The organism is Micromonospora sp. NPDC005205 (genome assembly GCF_040608275.1).
Classification (GTDB): domain Bacteria; phylum Actinomycetota; class Actinomycetes; order Mycobacteriales; family Micromonosporaceae; genus Micromonospora.
In genome coordinates this window covers 251245-267287 of sequence record NZ_JBEXHV010000006.1, presented here as the reverse complement: position 1 = coordinate 267287, position 16043 = coordinate 251245, and the positions used below count along the sequence as shown (strand labels likewise).

The 16043-nt window shown below is 70.2% G+C and carries 14 protein-coding genes; 12 read left to right on the top strand and 2 right to left on the bottom strand.

The features are described 5' to 3' along the window. Positions 1 to 88: 88 nt before the first annotated feature. Genes ABZU43_RS14590 through ABZU43_RS14565 form a run of 6 tightly spaced genes read left to right on the top strand, consistent with a single transcriptional unit; the run spans position 89 to position 5428 of the window. The gene (locus tag ABZU43_RS14590) at positions 89 to 1120 is read left to right on the top strand and encodes an ABC transporter substrate-binding protein (protein ID WP_355007015.1); all 1032 of its coding nucleotides are present in this window, start codon (positions 89 to 91) and stop codon (positions 1118 to 1120) included. After that, positions 1117 to 2046 carry an ABC transporter ATP-binding protein gene (locus tag ABZU43_RS14585; protein WP_355007014.1) on the top strand — a complete coding sequence of 310 codons (930 nt, stop codon included), beginning with the start codon at positions 1117 to 1119 and terminating at the stop codon, positions 2044 to 2046. Before ABZU43_RS14590 ends, ABZU43_RS14585 begins: the two co-directional genes overlap by 4 nt. Beyond that, positions 2036 to 2911 (top strand): ABC transporter permease, encoded by an 876-nt coding sequence (locus tag ABZU43_RS14580; protein WP_355007013.1) that lies wholly within the window; start codon positions 2036 to 2038, stop codon positions 2909 to 2911. Before ABZU43_RS14585 ends, ABZU43_RS14580 begins: the two co-directional genes overlap by 11 nt. Positions 2912 to 2922: 11 nt before the next feature. After that, on the top strand, positions 2923 to 4257 hold the full coding sequence (locus ABZU43_RS14575) for an LLM class flavin-dependent oxidoreductase (protein ID WP_355007012.1): 1335 nt from the start codon (positions 2923 to 2925) through the stop codon (positions 4255 to 4257). Then, positions 4254 to 4814: a flavin reductase family protein gene (locus ABZU43_RS14570; protein ID WP_355007011.1), complete on the top strand. Its 561-nt coding sequence runs from the start codon at positions 4254 to 4256 to the stop codon at positions 4812 to 4814. The genes ABZU43_RS14575 and ABZU43_RS14570 overlap by 4 nt, the downstream gene beginning before the upstream one ends. Continuing rightward, positions 4811 to 5428, top strand: coding sequence for a malonic semialdehyde reductase (locus ABZU43_RS14565; RefSeq protein ID WP_355007010.1), 618 nt, complete (start codon positions 4811 to 4813; stop codon positions 5426 to 5428). Before ABZU43_RS14570 ends, ABZU43_RS14565 begins: the two co-directional genes overlap by 4 nt. Positions 5429 to 5492: 64 nt before the next feature. On the opposite strand, the gene ABZU43_RS14560 is transcribed toward ABZU43_RS14565, so the two are convergent. Then, positions 5493 to 7220, bottom strand: coding sequence for an exo-alpha-sialidase (locus ABZU43_RS14560; RefSeq protein ID WP_355007009.1), 1728 nt, complete (start codon positions 7218 to 7220; stop codon positions 5493 to 5495). A gap of 310 nt (positions 7221 to 7530) precedes the next feature. Between ABZU43_RS14560 and ABZU43_RS14555 the strand changes: the two genes are divergently transcribed. Beyond that, entirely contained in the window at positions 7531 to 8265 is a 735-nt protein-coding gene (locus tag ABZU43_RS14555; protein WP_355007008.1) for a DeoR/GlpR family DNA-binding transcription regulator, read from the top strand. Positions 8266 to 8522: 257 nt separating this feature from the next. Here ABZU43_RS14555 and ABZU43_RS14550 read toward each other — a convergent pair whose 3' ends face one another. Then, positions 8523 to 9254, bottom strand: a complete 732-nt coding sequence (locus ABZU43_RS14550) for a FadR/GntR family transcriptional regulator (RefSeq protein WP_355007007.1) — start codon at positions 9252 to 9254, stop codon at positions 8523 to 8525. Positions 9255 to 9392: 138 nt separating this feature from the next. Between ABZU43_RS14550 and ABZU43_RS14545 the strand changes: the two genes are divergently transcribed. From ABZU43_RS14545 to ABZU43_RS14525, 5 genes are all read left to right on the top strand, one after another. Beyond that, positions 9393 to 11018, top strand: a complete 1626-nt coding sequence (locus tag ABZU43_RS14545; RefSeq protein ID WP_355007006.1) for an ABC transporter substrate-binding protein — start codon at positions 9393 to 9395, stop codon at positions 11016 to 11018. Positions 11019 to 11123: 105 nt separating this feature from the next. Beyond that, complete coding sequence (locus ABZU43_RS14540) at positions 11124 to 12080, top strand: ABC transporter permease (protein WP_355007005.1); 957 nt, start codon at positions 11124 to 11126, stop codon at positions 12078 to 12080. Further along, positions 12080 to 14038: a dipeptide/oligopeptide/nickel ABC transporter permease/ATP-binding protein gene (locus tag ABZU43_RS14535; protein ID WP_355007004.1), complete on the top strand. Its 1959-nt coding sequence runs from the start codon at positions 12080 to 12082 to the stop codon at positions 14036 to 14038. Before ABZU43_RS14540 ends, ABZU43_RS14535 begins: the two co-directional genes overlap by 1 nt. Then, positions 14035 to 15108: an ABC transporter ATP-binding protein gene (locus ABZU43_RS14530; protein WP_355007003.1), complete on the top strand. Its 1074-nt coding sequence runs from the start codon at positions 14035 to 14037 to the stop codon at positions 15106 to 15108. The genes ABZU43_RS14535 and ABZU43_RS14530 overlap by 4 nt, the downstream gene beginning before the upstream one ends. Next, positions 15105 to 16043 carry a dihydrodipicolinate synthase family protein gene (locus ABZU43_RS14525; protein ID WP_355007002.1) on the top strand — a complete coding sequence of 313 codons (939 nt, stop codon included), beginning with the start codon at positions 15105 to 15107 and terminating at the stop codon, positions 16041 to 16043. The genes ABZU43_RS14530 and ABZU43_RS14525 overlap by 4 nt, the downstream gene beginning before the upstream one ends.

Sequence of the window (16043 nt, the reverse complement as noted above, 5' to 3'; positions counted from 1 at the left end):
CGCCCGCCCGCTCAACGCGGAGCAGCGTGCCCGCACGCCCTCATCCGGGCGTCCCCGCTCCCATCGTGGACAGATCAGGAGACTCCTCATGTCCCCACCCCGTCGTGCCATTCTGCGTACCCTCGCCGCCGTTGCCGCGCTGGTCGTGCTCACCGCCACCGCCGGCTGCGGCGGTGACGCGGCAGCCGACGGCGCCCAGGCCAGCGAGCTGCGCTACCAGGGCTCGGTCGGCCAGGTCACCCTCCCCGAACTCGCCGCCGACCTCGGCTACCTCGGCGACGTCAAGCTCAACTGGATCGGCAACGTCACAGGCGGTCCGCAGGACATCCAGGCCACGGCCACCGGGCAGAGCGACTTCGGCGGCGCGTTCAACGGCGCCATCGTCAAGCTCGCCGCCGCCAACGCCCCGATCACCGCCGTAATCAGCTACTACGGCTCGGACGCGCAAACCTTCCAGGGCTACTACGTGCTCGACGACAGCCCGGTCCGCGGCCCCCGTGACCTGATCGGCAAGAAGGTCGGCATGAACACCCTCGGCGCGCACGCCGAGGCCGTGCTCAAGACCTGGCTCGCCCGTGGCGGGCTCACCCCCGCCGAGATCAAGCAGGTCGAGCTGGTCGCCCTGCCACCTGTCAACACCGAGCAGTCGCTGCGGCAGCGGCAGATCGACGTCGCGGTGCTCGGCGGGGTGATCCGGGACAAGGCGGTCGCCGGTGGCGGCATCCGCACCATCTTCACCGACTACGAGCTGCTCGGCGCCTTCAGCGGCGGCACCTACGTCTTCCGCGACGACTTCATCAAGCGCAACCCGGAGACCGTCAAGGCGTTCGTCACCGGGGTAGGCAAGGCCATCGAGTGGGCCCGCACCCAACCCCGGGAGACAGTGGTCGCCCGGATGCGGGACATCATCGGCAAGCGTGGCCGCAACGAGGACCCGTCGCTGGTCGCGTACTGGAAGAGCAGTGGCGTCGCCGGCCGTGGCGGCGTGATCGGCGAGCAGGAGTTCGGCACCTGGATCGACTGGCTCGCCGCCGAGGGCGAGCTCAAGGGCGACCGTCCGAAGCCCGGCGACATCTACACCAACCGGTTCAACCCCTTCGTGGACGGGGGGAACGCGTGAGCACCGACAAGATCCTCTTTAATCGCGTGAGCAAGACCTTCCCGGTCCGCGCCAGCCGGCGTGGTGGCGCCGGCGCGGTCACCGCGCTGGACGAGGTCACCCTCGGGGTACGCCCCGGCGAGTTCCTGGTAGTCGTCGGCCCCAGCGGCTGCGGCAAGTCCACGTTGCTCGACCTGCTCGGCGGGCTCACCGAGCCGACCGCGGGACGGGTGCTCGTCGACGGTCGGCCCGTCACCGGTCCCGGCCTGGACCGGGGCATCGTCTTCCAGCAGTACGCGCTGCTGCCCTGGCGCACCGCCGCCGGCAACGTCGCGTTCGGCCTGGAGGCCAAGGGGGTGCCCCGCGCCGATCGCGCCGCCCTGATCGAGCACCACCTCGACCTGGTGGGCCTGCGCGGCTTCGCCGACCGCTACCCGCACGAGCTGTCCGGCGGGATGAAGCAGCGGGTGGCCATCGCCCGCAGCCTCGCGTACGACCCGGACGTGCTGCTGATGGACGAGCCGTTCGCCGCCCTGGACGCGCAGACCCGCGACTCGTTGCAGGACGAACTGGTGCGCATCTGGGCCCGCACCGGCAAGACCATCGTGTTCATCACCCACGGCATCGACGAGGCCGTCTACCTGGGTCAGCGGGTGGCGGTGCTGACGTCCCGGCCCGGGCGGCTCAAACAGGTCATCGACATCGACCTCGGCGACCGGGACGCGGTCGAGGACGTGCGCTCCACCGACGCGTTCCGCCACCACCGCCACCAGATCTGGACCCTGCTGCGTGACGAGGTGCGGGCCGCCCAGGCAGCCGAGAGCGCCACCGGCAGCCGCACCGCCCACACCGGAACAGTTGGTGCTCGTACTCCCGTCGTCGCCGGAGCGGACGCGCGGCGCGCGGCGCCGGCGGCGGCCCACACCGAGGAGGCCCGTGTTGGTTGACATCGCCGAACGTCCCACCCGGCTGGCGGCCCCGACGGCCGAGCCGGACGCGGTGGCCGCCGCCGGACCCGGTGCGGGTGGCCTTGCCGGTCGGCTGCTCGGCGTGGGTGGAAAGGCGCTGCACCGCAGCGTCGCGATTCTCGCGCTGGCCGCGATCTGGGAGGGCGCACCGCGGCTCGGGCTGGTGGACCGGGTCTTCCTGCCGCCGCTGTCGGAGGTGCTGGTGGCCTGGTGGGAGTTGCTGCGCAGCGGGCAGCTCGCCGAGCACGTGGGTGCGAGCCTCACCCGGTCGTTGGCCGGGCTCGGCCTGGCGGTGCTCACCGCCATCCCGCTCGGGCTGCTGATCGGCTGGTACCGGCCGCTCGCCGAGCTGCTCAGTCCGCTGCTGGAGGTGTTCCGCAACACCGCCGCGCTGGCCCTGCTGCCGGTGTTCGTGCTCATCCTCGGCCTGGGGGAGACCTCCAAGATCGCCCTGGTGCTGTACGCGTGCTCCTGGCCGATCCTGCTGAACACCATCGCCGGGGTGAAGGGCGTCGATCCGCTGCTGATCCGGTCGGCGCGCTCGATGGGGCTCAACCACCTGCGGCTGTTCCAGAAGGTGATCCTGCCGGCCGCGGTGCCGACCATCTTCACCGGCGTCCGACTGGCCGGGGCGTACTCGATCCTGGTGCTTGTCGCGGCCGAGATGGTCGGCGCGAAGGCCGGGCTCGGCTACCTCATCAACTACGCGCAGTACAACTTCGCGATCGCCGACATGTACTCCGGGATCATCACGATCTCCGCCATCGGCCTGGTCGTCAACCAGCTCCTCGTCGCCCTCGAACGTCGCTTCTCCACCTGGCGCGTCGACGTCTCTGCCGGATAGGACGGACACCAATGACCCGCACCCTGCACCTCAACGCGTTCCTGATGGGCGTCGGCCACCACGAGGCCGCCTGGCGGCACCCCCGCACCGACCCGCGTCGGGTCACCGACGTACGCCACTTCCAGGAGCTGGCCCGGATCGCCGAACGCGGCACCCTCGACTCGCTCTTCCTCGCCGACGGTCTCTCGGTCGGGCCGAACCCCCGACACAACATCCAGGCCGTCTTCGAACCGCTGACCCTCCTCGCGTCGCTCGCCGCGGTGACCGAACACATCGGTCTCATCGCGACGGTCTCCACCACCTACAACGAGCCGTTCCACGTGGCCCGCAAGTTCGCCTCGCTGGACCACCTCAGCGGCGGTCGCGCCGGCTGGAACATCGTCACCTCCGCACAGGAGCGGGAGGCGGTCAACTTCAACCGGGAGAGCCACCCCGAACACGCCGACCGTTACCGGCGGGCCGCCGAGTTCGTCGACGTGGCGATCAAGCTCTGGGACAGCTGGGAGGACGACGCGCTGGTCTTCGACACCGACGCCGGGGTGTTCGCCGACACCGACCGGGTGCACGAGGTGGCGCACCGCGGGCCGGAGTTCCAGGTCCGCGGCCCGCTGAACATCCCCCGGGGGCCGCAGGGCCGACCGCTGCTGGTGCAGGCCGGCTCGTCGCCGGACGGCATCGCCTTCGCCGCCCGCTACGCCGAGGCGGTCTTCACCGCGCAGCAGACCCTCGCCGACGGGCAGAGCTTCTACGCCGAGCTGCGCCGACAGGTCACCGCCGCCGGTCGGGACCCGGACCTGGTCAAGGTCCTGCCCGGCATCGCGCCGGTGCTCGGCGGCACCGAGGCCGAGGCGCTGGCGCTCGCCGCCGAGCTGGAGGAGCTGATCGTCCCCGACTACGCCCTCGCCCAGCTCTCCGGGATGCTCGGCATCGACCTGACCGGCCTGCCGCTGGACGGGCCGCTGCCGGAGCTGCCGGCCGCCGGCACCGTGCAGGCCCACCAGAGCCGCTACCAACTCGTCACCGAGCTGGCCCGCCGGGAACAGCTCACCATCCGCCAGCTGATCGGCCGACTCGGCGGCGGTCGGGGTCACCGGGTCGTCGCCGGCACGCCGGAGCAGATCGCCGACCAGATCGAGCTGTGGTTCACCCAGGGCGCCGCCGACGGGTTCAACATCATGCCGCCGCACCTGCCCGGCGGGCTCGCCGACTTCGTCGACCACGTGGTGCCGGTGTTGCGCTCCCGTGGGCTGTTCCGCACCGAGTACACCGGTCGGACGCTGCGCGAGCACTACGGCCTGCCCCGACCGGCCAGCGCGTACGCCGCGTCGACCCTGGTGCCGGCATGACCACCGTGGAGCGCCCCTCGGCGGACATCGCCGAGCTGCGACCGGTGAACCCGGACCTGTTCCGCGCTCTGCTGCGGCGGCAGGCCAGCAGCGTCACGGTGGTCACCGCTGTCGCCCGCGGCACCGACCCCGCCTGCCTGGGTGGGATCGGCGCGCCCATCCGAGCGGGCTTCACAGCGACCTCGTTCACGTCGGTGTCGTTGGACCCACCGCTGGTCTCGTTCTGCCTCGGGGTGGCGTCGTCGAGTTGGCCGGTGCTCGCCCGCGCCGAGCACGTCGCCGTGCACCTGCTGGGCGCCGGGCAGCGGGAGGCGGCCACTGTCTTCGCGACCAGCGGCATCGACCGGTTCGCCGCGTACCCGGACTGGACGTCCGGGCCGTTCGGGGTGCCGCTGCTCGACGGGGTGCTGGCCCGGCTGCTCTGCCGGGTGGTGCACCGGGTCCCGGCCGGCGACCACACGCTGGTGATCGCCGAGCCGCTGGCGCTCGGCGACGGCGGTGACGGCCCGCCACTGGTCCACCACCGGGGCGGCTACACCACGGCTGCGCCAGCGTGAGCGCAGCCACCACGGCCGACCTGCTCGCGTTGGATCGGGCCGCCCAGGACCTGCTGTTCCGGGCAGCCCGCACGGCCAACACGTTCACCGACGAGCCGGTCACCGACGCCCAGGTCGCGGCTATCCACGACCTGATCCGGTACGGGCCGACGGCGTACAACGGTCAGCCGCTGCGGGTGCTGCTGCTGCGCTCGCCGGAGTCCCGGGCGCGACTGCTGCCGTACGTCTCGTCGAGCAACCGGGCGAAGACGGCCAGCGCCCCGCTGACCGCGATCCTCACCGCCGACGTGGACTTCCACGAGCGGCTGCCCGAGCTGTACCCCCACCGCCCGCAGGCCCGGGACTGGCTGACGGACCGGGGGGCGCGGGTCGAGCAGGCCCGTTTCAGCGCCACCCTGCAGATCGGCTATCTGATCGTCGGTGTCCGCGCGGCAGGTCTCGCCGCCGGCCCGATGGCGGGCTTCGACGTCGCGGGCGTCCAGCGGACGTTCTTCCCCGACGGTCGGCACGAGGTGCTGCTCCTGCTCAACCTCGGGCACCCGGGACCGCACACCGGGCCGACCCGTCTGCCCCGGCTGGCCACCGGGGAGGTGATCCGCACCCTCGACGCCTGAGTGCCGAACGGGACCGCCCCCGGTGCCGGCGTGGCGCCAGCACCGGGGGCGGAGGGGTTGCCGGTCAGGCGCCCTTGACCCAGTCGAGGGTGAAGCGGGAGAAGAAGATGCCTCCGGTGTTGCCGACCTCGTACAGGTTGCCGATCGTGCCGTCGTTCAGGACGGCCATCGTGGAGTAGCCCGCCGCGCCCGGCTTGACCAGTGCCCGCGCCGGCCAGCTGGCGCCGTCGTCGGTGGAGAGTCGGACGGTGAGGTCGTTACGCGCGGACGGTGCCGCGTTGTTGCTGAACAGGGCGGTGCGGGTGCGCACCGGGGCGCCGTTCGTGCCCACCTCCGACGGTCGCAGGTAGGAGATCTCGTCGGCGTTGCACAGCGGATCGGTCAGCAGAGGGCTGGCCGTGGCCGCGCCGAACGTGACAGCGCCGTCGGTGGACGTGGAGTAGAACCGGCTACGGGTGCTGTTGTGCCGCATGTTCTGCACGATCGCCCCGGTGCCGCGTTCGATTGCCTTGCTCTCGTTGATGTTCCCGCCGGCGGGGCCGCCGCGCTTCCACGTCGCGCCGCTGTCGTCGCTGTAGATGTTGGCGGTCTGGGTGAGACCCGCCCCGTCCCGGTAGACGAAGGGCTGAATCAGGCGTCCGGTGCTGGTCTGGATGCCGTGCCCGGAGGAGAAGAACGTTTGCTGCCAGGTCGCGACCTTGATCGTCGGGTTCAGCTCCACCGGGGCGCTCCAGGTGGCGCCGTTGTCCCGGCTGGTGATGTATTGCAGGTGCAGGCTGTTCGGGTCGTTGGCCGTGTTGAGGCCGGACGAGCCGGACCAGAAGCTGATGCCCGGCTTGGGGGAGTAGGTGTAGAAGCAGTAGACGGTGCCGGTCCTGCGGTCCACCAGCAGGCTGGGGTCACCCGCTCCCTCACTGGTGGTGGCGGGGGCGTGGATGATCCGCGGCTGGTCGAAGGTGCGGCCGCCGTCGGTGCTGCGGGTCATCGCGATCTGGATGTTGTTGGTGCCGCCACCCAGGTCGTACGAGCCGTTGATCCGGGCGTCGGCGACGGCGATGACCGTGCCGTTGTTGGTGACGGCCATGCCCGGGATGCGGACCGAGGCGGAGGTGCCGTCGTAGCGGCCGTTGGGCCCGTTGAGGTTACGAATGACGGACTGTGTGCTGATGACCGTCGTGGCGTTCATCTGTGGAGTGCCGGCGGCCAGGCCGCATCCGGCGGTGCCCCGCAGGGTGCTGTCGAAACCGGGAGCGGTGACCCGCAGAGTGTACGCGGTGCCAGCGCCCACGGTCCAGTAGTGCAGGTAGTTGCCTCCGGCGGCGATGGTGCGGGTCCAGGGGGACCCGGTGCGGCCGGGCCAGGTGGCTGTGAAGTCCCGGGCGGTCGTGGTGCGGTTCTCCAGCGCGAGCTGGAGCCGGCCGGCCGTGCAGTCGTAGCTGGCGACCGCTGACATGCCGGTGCCACAGTGGAAGATGCCGGCCGAGGTGTCGTCCAGGCCGGTCGGGGTGGTCGTGCGCAGGGTGTACGCCGTGCCGGCCGGGAGGGTCCAGTACAGCTCGCTGCTGCTGCTGCCGGCGGCGACGGTCCGGGTCCAGGGGGAGTTGGTGCGGCCCGGCCAGGTGACGGTGAAGGTCTGCGCGGTGGTGCTGCCGTTGGTGAGCCGCAGGTTGAGGCGGCCGGTCGTGCAGTCGGAGCTGGCGGTCGCGCTCACACCGGCGGGGGCGGCGGCGTGGGCTGGTGTGGCGGGCAGGATCGCCAGCACGCCGAGGACGGCGGCCAGGACTGCTGTCACTCGGCGCGGTAGTGCACGGACAGGAGTCACGGGGGATGTCCTTCCGGGGACGGGAGTGAGGAACGAGAACCCGGGCATAAGACGTCGGATATCTGACGTCCAAGACGCTAAGGGGGCTCCGGGTGGGTCGTCAATAGATCGACGCTCGGCTTTTGTATGAGGCTCCAGCGTCAGCGTCAGCGCCAGCGCCAGCACGGCTCGCCAACGCGAGATGTCCACCCCCCGGGCCCGGGCACGCGGTGCCGTGGGGCAGTAAGGGACGTTGCATCAAGGATGGGCGCATGGGCGGGCCGAGCGACCGGGGTGATACGTGAACCAGCGCGAGCGGTGGCACCGGCTCCTGGAACTGGTTGCGGTCGAGGGTCAGCTCGACATCGAGTCCACCGCCGGCGAGCTGGGCGTGAGCACGGCGACCCTCCGACGTGACTTCGACGAGCTCGCCACCCAGCAGTTGGTGACGCGCACCCGGGGCGGCGTGGTCGTCACGAACGTGTCCTACGACCTGCCGCTGCGCTACAAGGCGGTCCGGCAGGCACCGGAGAAGCAGCGAATCGCTGCGGCCGCCGTCGCGCTGATTCCGCCGGGAAGCACGGTGGGACTCAACGGGGGCACCACGACGACCGAAGTGGGCCGGGCTCTCGCGCTGCGCACCGAACCGAACGGGCAGACGACGGCGAACACTGTGGTGACCAACGCGCTGAACATTGCCCACGAACTCATCGTGCGGCCGCACATCCGGGTGGTGCTCACCGGTGGGACGGCCCGCCCGCGGTCGTACGAGTTGGTCGGCCGTATCGCGGAGACGATGCTCGCGTCCGTGGCGCTGGACGTCGTCGTGCTCGGGGTGGACGCGATCGACCACCAGCACGGCGCCAGCGCGCACAACGACGGCGAGGCGGCTGTCAACCACGTGATGGTGACCAGCGCCGCGCGAACGATCGTGGTGGCGGACGCCTCTAAGCTGGGCCGCCGGAGCTTCAACCGGATTTGTCCGCTGGGCAACATCGACACCCTGATCACCTACCGACCCGGCCGTCGACGATGAGTCCGGTCGGCGTCGGTACCGGACCGTCCGACTGCCCACCCACCTGGGTCAGTCGGACGGTGCCGTATTGCTGGCCGCCGGCAGCGCGCTGGTCGTGATGGGGGCGTGGCGGTCCTCGCCCATGTTCTCGCCCGGTAGTGGATTGCCCTTATCAATTGACACAGTGGACGGTCCTCGTCCACGGAAGCCCGGGTATCGGCAGGGTGGGTGGCGGCCCACAACGCGATGCGCGGAAGTACGGCGATGTCGGTGGCGATTCAGGCCTGCACGACGCGGGCGATGCTCGCCCGGATGGGCGCGTAGTGGTCGGCGATGGCGGCTTGCAGGCCGGCCACGTTGCCGGCCGCGATCGCGTCCACGATTGCCCGATGACGGTGGGCGGTGATCACCCGGTCCTCCGGCTCGGTGCGCAGCGTCGGAGCGACGATGGCCTGTACCTGCCAGAACGCCTCGGTCAGTTGGAGAATCAGGTCGTTGCCGAGGGGTTCCAGCAGCTTCACGTGGAAGGTCCGGTCGACGTCGAGGAAGTCCTTGCCCTGGGCGGCCAGACTCTCCATCTCGTCGGCGAGCGCGGAGAGAGCGGCCTGGTGTTCGCTGCCGAGAACGGCGATGACCTGGGCCGCTAGCCCCTGTTCGAGGGTCTGCCGGACGTCGACGACCTGTCCCAGCACGTGATGGTCCTCCTCGCCGCTGAGGAGGCCGCGGAAGGTCAGACCCTCCACGAGGGCGGCGAGGGACATGCGGCCGACGAAGGTGCCGTGGCCGTGCCGCACCTCGACGATGTCGAGGGCGGAGAGGATCTTGACGGCCTCGCGGACGCTTGATCGGCTCGCGCCCACCGCCTCACACAGCTCCGCCTCGGTGGGCAGAATGTCTCCCGGCTTGAGGCGGTTGCGGAGGATGTACTCCTTGATCTTGGCCCCCACCTCCTGCCGGCGGGGACCTGGGCGCTCCGCACCGCGTAGCGGGGATGCGTCAATGGTCGTCATCTGCCACTTGCCCTTCGTTCACGGATCTGACACTCTCACCCTATCGGCATCAGATGTCTGACGTCAGACCCCATTATCTTCGAATCCCTCAGCGCGAGCGGTAACGCGAGCGCATGAAGAGCCTATGGAGGCAGCTACGTGAGCACCACCGTTGAGCCAAGGGAGAGTCGGCGCCGCCCCCCGCGCCGGTTCCGTTCGTTGGCCGTCGCGTCCACCGCGGCAACCCTCGCTCTCGGACTGGTCGCCTGCAGCGGCGGCCCGGCCTCGACCAACGCCGTCGAGGGAAGCGGGGGGAAGACGTCGATCGAGACCACCCTCGCGTTCACCCTCTCCAGCGGGTTCGACCCGGCAAACGCCTCGTCGGCGGTGGCGACGGCGGTCAACCAGCACACCTTCGAGGGTCTGATCGATCTTGACCCGGTTACCCGGGAACCATACCGCGCCCTTGCCAAGGAAGACCCGGTGGCCAGCGCAGACGGGCTCACCTACACCGTGGCGGTGCGTGACGGAGCCAAGTTCTCCGACGGCACCCCCGTCACCGCCGAGGACGTCGCCTGGTCCTTCACCCGCGTACTGAAGCCGGCCGACCCCAAGGCCCCGCCGCTGATGCAGGGGTTCGTGTCGTTCATCGACTCGGTGACGGCCAAGGACGCGACGACGGCCGAGTTCAAGCTCAAGTACCCGTTCGCCCTGTTCGCGGAGCGGATCGCCGTCATCAAGATCCTGCCGAAGGCGAAGACCGCGGACGCGGCCGCGTCGAAGGCTTTTGACACGGCGCCCATCGGCTCCGGCCCGTTCAAGTTGGACAGCGCGTCCAAGGAGTCGGGTGTCAAGCTCAGCAAGAATCCGAACTACAACGGCCCGCGTCCGGCCAAGGTCGAGACGATGACCTGGAACACCACCTCGGAGGCTTCCGCCCGGGTGTCGGACCTGCAGGGCGGCCGGGTCCAGGCCATCGAGTCGGTGCCGTACCTGAACGTCGACTCGCTCAAGGACAAGTACACCGTCGATGTGAAGCAGGCCTTCAACCAGGTCTTCCTCATGTTCAACTCCTCGGCGGCGCCGTTCAACGACAAGCGGGTGCGCCAGGCGCTGCACTACGCGATCAACAAGGACGAGGTCATCAAGACCGCCCTCAACGGCTACGGCAGCCCGGCGACGAGCTACCTGGACGAGGGCAACAAGGACTACCAGAAGGCCGCCACCGTCTACGACTACAACCTGGAAAAGGCCAAGAGCCTGCTTCAGGAGGCCGGTGTCGCGAACCTGTCGTTCCAGCTCGACACCACTGACAACTCGGTCGTCAAGGATGTCGCGCCGCTGGTCATCGAGCAGTGGAAGAAGATCGGCGTCACCGCCAGCCTCAACACGGTGCCGTCCTCGGCCATCTACGGCGACATCGTTCCGAAGGACACCTTCCGGGTGCTGATGGCCACCGGTGACCCCAGCGTCTTCGGCGTCGACACCGACCTGCTGATGCGCTGGTTCTACTACGGCGAGACCTGGCCGGGGCAGCGCTACCGGTGGAGCGCCGCGGACCGCAAGGCCATGGCCGATCTGCTCGACAAGGCGGCGCAGACCTCCGACGAGGCGGCCCGCAAGGCGCTGTGGAAGCAGGCCCTGGACAAGGTGGCCGACGAGGCCCCCCTGTACCCGATCCTGCACACCAAGGTCGTCACCGCGTACGACCCCGCGAAGCTCTCCGACTTCTCGGGTGCGTCGACCACCGGCCTGTACTTCCTGGACGCCAGCCGAAAGGGCTGAGCTCCACCTCGGGGGCCCCACCCTGGCCCCTCCGCGTCCCGCCCGGCCCTCAGTTCCTGGGGCTGGGCGGGACGTCCCGGCGGCCCTCGACGAGAGAAAGACACCATGCTGAGCGTTCTGAGCCTGGTCGCGCGACGACTCCTGACCCTGATACCCCTGGTGCTGGGCATCACGATCTTCGTCTTCGTGATCATGCAGTTCTCCCCGATCGACCCCGCTCTGTCCGTCCTCGGTGACCAGGCGAACCCCGCGCAGGTGGCGGCGTTCAAGGCCGCCAACGGCCTCGACGACCCGCTGCCCCTGCGGTACCTGCACTTCCTGGGTGACCTGGTCCGGGGCGATCTCGGCGTGACCTTCCCGCCGTCCGTCCCGGTCGCCGACAAGATCGCCACCGCGCTGCCGCTGACGATCCAGCTGACGGCCCTCGGGGTCGTCGGCGCGCTGGTCATCGCGTTGGTCCTCGGAATCACCGCGGCGTTGTACCGGGACCGCTGGCCCGACCAGGTCATCCGCTTCGTCTCGATGGCCGGTATCGCCATGCCGTCGTTCTGGCTGGCCCTCCTGCTCATCCAGGAGTTCTCGGTCCGCCGCCCCGTCTTCCCGACCGGCGGGTACGTCAACCCCGGTGACTCGTTCTCCCTCTGGTTGCAGTCCCTCGCCATGCCAGCGCTGGCTCTCGCCGTGCCGGTCGGCTGCTCGCTGGCCCGAATCGTGCGGACGTCGATGGTCGAGGAACTCGACAAGGACTACGTGCGGACGGCGATCGGCGCCGGGCTGCCGCCTCGCGTGGTGGTCGGACGCAACGTGCTGCGCAACGCGCTCGTCAACCCGCTCACCGTGCTGGGCCTGCGGATCGGCTACATGCTGGGCGGCACTGTCGTCATCGAGGCCATCTTCTCGCTGCCCGGTATGGGCACCCAGATCATGAGCGCGGTGCAGCAGAACGACACCGCCCTCGCGCAGGGGACCGTGCTGACGATCGCCATCTGCTTCGTCTTCGTGAACCTGGTGGTCGACATCCTCTACCTCTTCGCCAACCCTCGACTGCGGGGAGCCCACTGATGCGTCGAACACTCACCGCCCGGCTGTCGGCTCCCGGCATCGCCTTCAAACGGCTCAATGTCACCGCCCGGATCGCACTGAGCTTCGTCCTGCTCATCGTCGTGGTGGGCATCTTCGCGCCGCTGATCCTGCGGCACGACCCCGCGCAGGCCGGGCTCGGTCCCGCGCTGACCGGCCCGAACGGCGACTACTGGTTCGGCCTGGACAAGCTCGGACGCGACGTGTTCTCGCGGCTGGTCGCCGGCACCCGACGCTCGTTGATCGTGGGCTTCGGCAGCGCCGGTATCGCCCTGGTGGTCGGCGCGATTCTAGGCGCGCTGGCGGGAACCAGCCGGCCCGCCGTCGACGAGATCGTGATGCGGTGCCTCGACGTCGTCATGGCCTTCCCCACCATCGTGCTCTCCGCGCTGCTGATCATCTCCTTCGGCAAGAACAGCCTCCTGGTCCTCGTGGTCGCGATCGGCTTCGTCTTCGTCCCCTCGATCGCCCGTATCGTGCGCGCGAACGTGCTCTCGCAGTACCGGGAGGACTACGTCGCGGCCGAACGGATCATCGGCGCCCGACGACCGCACATTCTCTGGCGGCACGTCCTGCGCAACTGCGCCGCACCGATCCTCGTCTTCGTCACCGTCATGGTGGCCGACGCGATCGTCTTCGAGGCGTCCCTCTCCTTCATCGGTGGCGGGTTGGCACCCCAGGAGGCGGCGTCCTCGTGGGGCTCGGTCATCGCCTTCGGCAAGGAGATGGTCCAGATCGGTGGCTGGTGGGCCACGTTCTTCCCCGGCCTGCTGATCCTGCTGACCGTGCTCGCCCTGAACGTGCTCTCCGAGGGGATGTCCGACGCCTGGGCCGCCCCGGCGGCGCGGCGTGCCACCACCACGAAGATCGGGGACGCGCAGGAGGAGGCGCAGCCCGGCTCCGGTGAGGTGGTGCAACTGCCCGGCCTGGCCGAGGCCGCGCAGCGGCTGCGCGGGCGCGCCCGCCCCCTTCCGGACGGGGAGCCCGTCCTGGAGGTCCGGAACCTGTCGATCGGGTTCGAGGGACGCCACAGCGGCGTCGACATCGTCGACGACCTGACCTTCGACATCCGCCCCGGCGAGGTCCTCGGCCTGGTGGGGGAGTCCGGCTCCGGTAAGTCGCTGACCGCCCTCGCCGTGATGGGCCTGCTGCCGCAGGGCGCCCGGGTCCGCGGCGAGGTCCGCTTCGCGGGTACCGACCTGCTGACGGTGAGCACCAAACGACGCCGTGCCCTCATGGGGCGCGAGATCGCGATGGTCTACCAGGATGCCCTCTCGGCTCTGAACCCCTCACTGCGCATCGGCCCCCAGCTCGCCCAGATGATCAGCCGTGGCGGCACCCGGTCCGCCGAGGAGCTGATGGAACTGGTGGGCCTGGACGCGAAGCGCACCCTGTCCGCGTACCCGCATGAGCTCTCCGGCGGTCAGCGGCAGCGCGTGGTCATCGCGATGGCGCTGTCCCGGGACCCGCGCCTGATCATCGCCGACGAGCCGACCACGGCGCTCGACGTCACGGTCCAGGCGCAGGTCATGGAGCTGCTGCTGCGGCTGCGCGGCCAGTTGGGCTTCGCGTTGATCCTGGTCAGCCACGACCTGGCGCTGGTCAGCGACGTCGCGGACCGCGTCGTGGTGATGTACGGCGGTCAGATCGTCGAGAGCGGTGTCACCGCCGACGTGGTCGGGGCGCCCGCGCACCACTACGCCCGAGGCCTCCTCGGCTCCGTGCTCTCCCTGGAGACCGGCGCGGATCGGCTCACCCAGATCCGCGGCGTGGTGCCGTCGCCGGCCGACTTCCCGCCGGGTTGCCGGTTCGCCGACCGCTGCCCCATGGCGACCGAGGTCTGCCGGGAGGAGACGCCCCGGTTGGAGGGCGATGCCGCTCACCGGTACGCCTGTCACCACCCGGCCATCAATGTCAGGGAAGAGGAGCTGGCCCGATGAGTGCGTCAGTCCCACGCGACTCGATCGTCGAACTGCGCGACGTGCACGTGGTTCACCGCACCCGCGGCGGCGGCATGTTCAACCGCGAGCGGGTGTACGCCCTCACCGGCGCGGACCTGACCGTGCGTGCCGGCGAGACCATCGGGGTCGTCGGTGAGTCCGGCTGCGGCAAGTCCACCATGGCCAAGGTGCTGGTGGGCCTGCAACGGCCGACCAGCGGCACTGTCGCCTTCGCCGGCAAGGACGTCTGGTCGATGAACGCGGCGGAACGTCGACTGCACATCGGCGCCGGCGTCGGCATGATCTTCCAGGATCCGGCCACCTCGCTGAACCGGCGCATGCCGGTCCGCGACATCCTGCGCGACCCGCTCGACGTGCACCGTCGCGGCACCCGCAAGGAGCGCGAGGAGCGTGTCAGAGAGCTGATGGCGCTGGTCGGGCTGCCCCGGTCGGTCGCCGACGTGCTGCCGAGCCAGCTCTCCGGCGGCCAACGCCAGCGGGTGTCCATCGCGCGTGCCCTGGCCCTGGAACCGGGCCTGGTCATCGCCGACGAGCCCACCAGCGCACTCGACGTGTCGGTCCGGGCGCAGATCCTCAACCTGCTCCTGGACCTCAAGGAGCGTCTGAACCTGGCCATGGTCTTCGTCTCGCACGACATCCAGACGGTCAAGAGGATCAGTGACCGCGTGGTCACCATGTACCTCGGCCGGATCGTTGAGCAGACACCCGCCGCCGGGCTCCCCGAGGTCGCACAGCACCCGTACACCCGTGCGCTCTTCTCCGCCACGCCGGGGCTGCTCTCGCCACTCGACCCGATCCCGCTCGTCGGCCCCGTTCCACTCGCCACGAAACCGCCGACCGGATGCCCGTTCCGCACCCGCTGCTGGAAGGCGACCGACGGCTGCGCTATCGAGATGCCGCCGGTCCGGTCGGGCGACGGCGGTGCCGGCTCCCACGAGTTCCGGTGCTACCACCCCGTTCCTGCTGGATCCAGCAACACAGAGCTGGTCGAACTCGCCCGAGCCGCGACCGGCCGCACCACCCCCCTACACGTCGAGGAGTCAGCGTGACCACCCCAACCCCGCGGTTCGCCGGAGTCGTGCCGCCGGTCGTCACCCCCCTGACCGAGGAGGGCGCTGTCGACGTCGCCTCCCTTGAGCGACTCGTCGAACGGATGCTCACCGCCGGCGTCGACGGCATCTTCGCCCTCGGCAGCTCCGGCGAGACGGTGTTCCTCACCGACAGTCAGCGGGACCAGGCTCTCGAAACCGTCGTGAAGACCGTCGGCGGGGCCGTACCCGTCATCGCGGGCTGCATCGAGCCGACCACCCGCCGGGTTCTCGACCGGGCCGACGCGTCGACGCGCCTGGGCGTCGACGGCCTGGTGGCCACCGCCCCCTTCTACGCCATCGTCGGCCCCCACGAGGTCGAGCGGCACTTCCGGGCCCTCGCCGCTTCGGTCGAGCTTCCGCTGCTGGCGTACGACATTCCGGTCTGCGTGCACACCAAGCTGTCGCCGGGCCTGCTGAGCCGACTCGCCGCGGAGGGCGTCCTCGCCGGCGTCAAGGACTCCAGCGGTGACGACGTCTCCTTCCGCCAACTGGTGCTGTCCATCGCGGAACGCGCGCCGAACGCCGGCTTCAGCCTGTTGACCGGCCACGAGGTGGTGGTCGACGCGATGATGCTCGCCGGTGCCTCCGGTTCCGTCCCCGGCCTGGGCAACGTGGACCCGGAGGGCTACGTGCGACTCCACCGGGCCTGCGTGACCGGCGACTGGGACACCGCCCGCGCGGAGCAGGACCGACTGACCCGGTTGTTCCGGATCGTCGACGCGGCCGACCCGGCGACGGCGGCAGGGGCGACCCGGGGCGTGGGCGCGTTCAAGACCGCACTGGCCCTGCTCGGCGTCATCGACAGCAACGCCGTGTCGCTTCCGCTGCGACCGCTCGACGCCGATGAGGCGAGCCGGGTGCGTGCCCAGCTGGAGTTGGCGGGACTGCTCTAG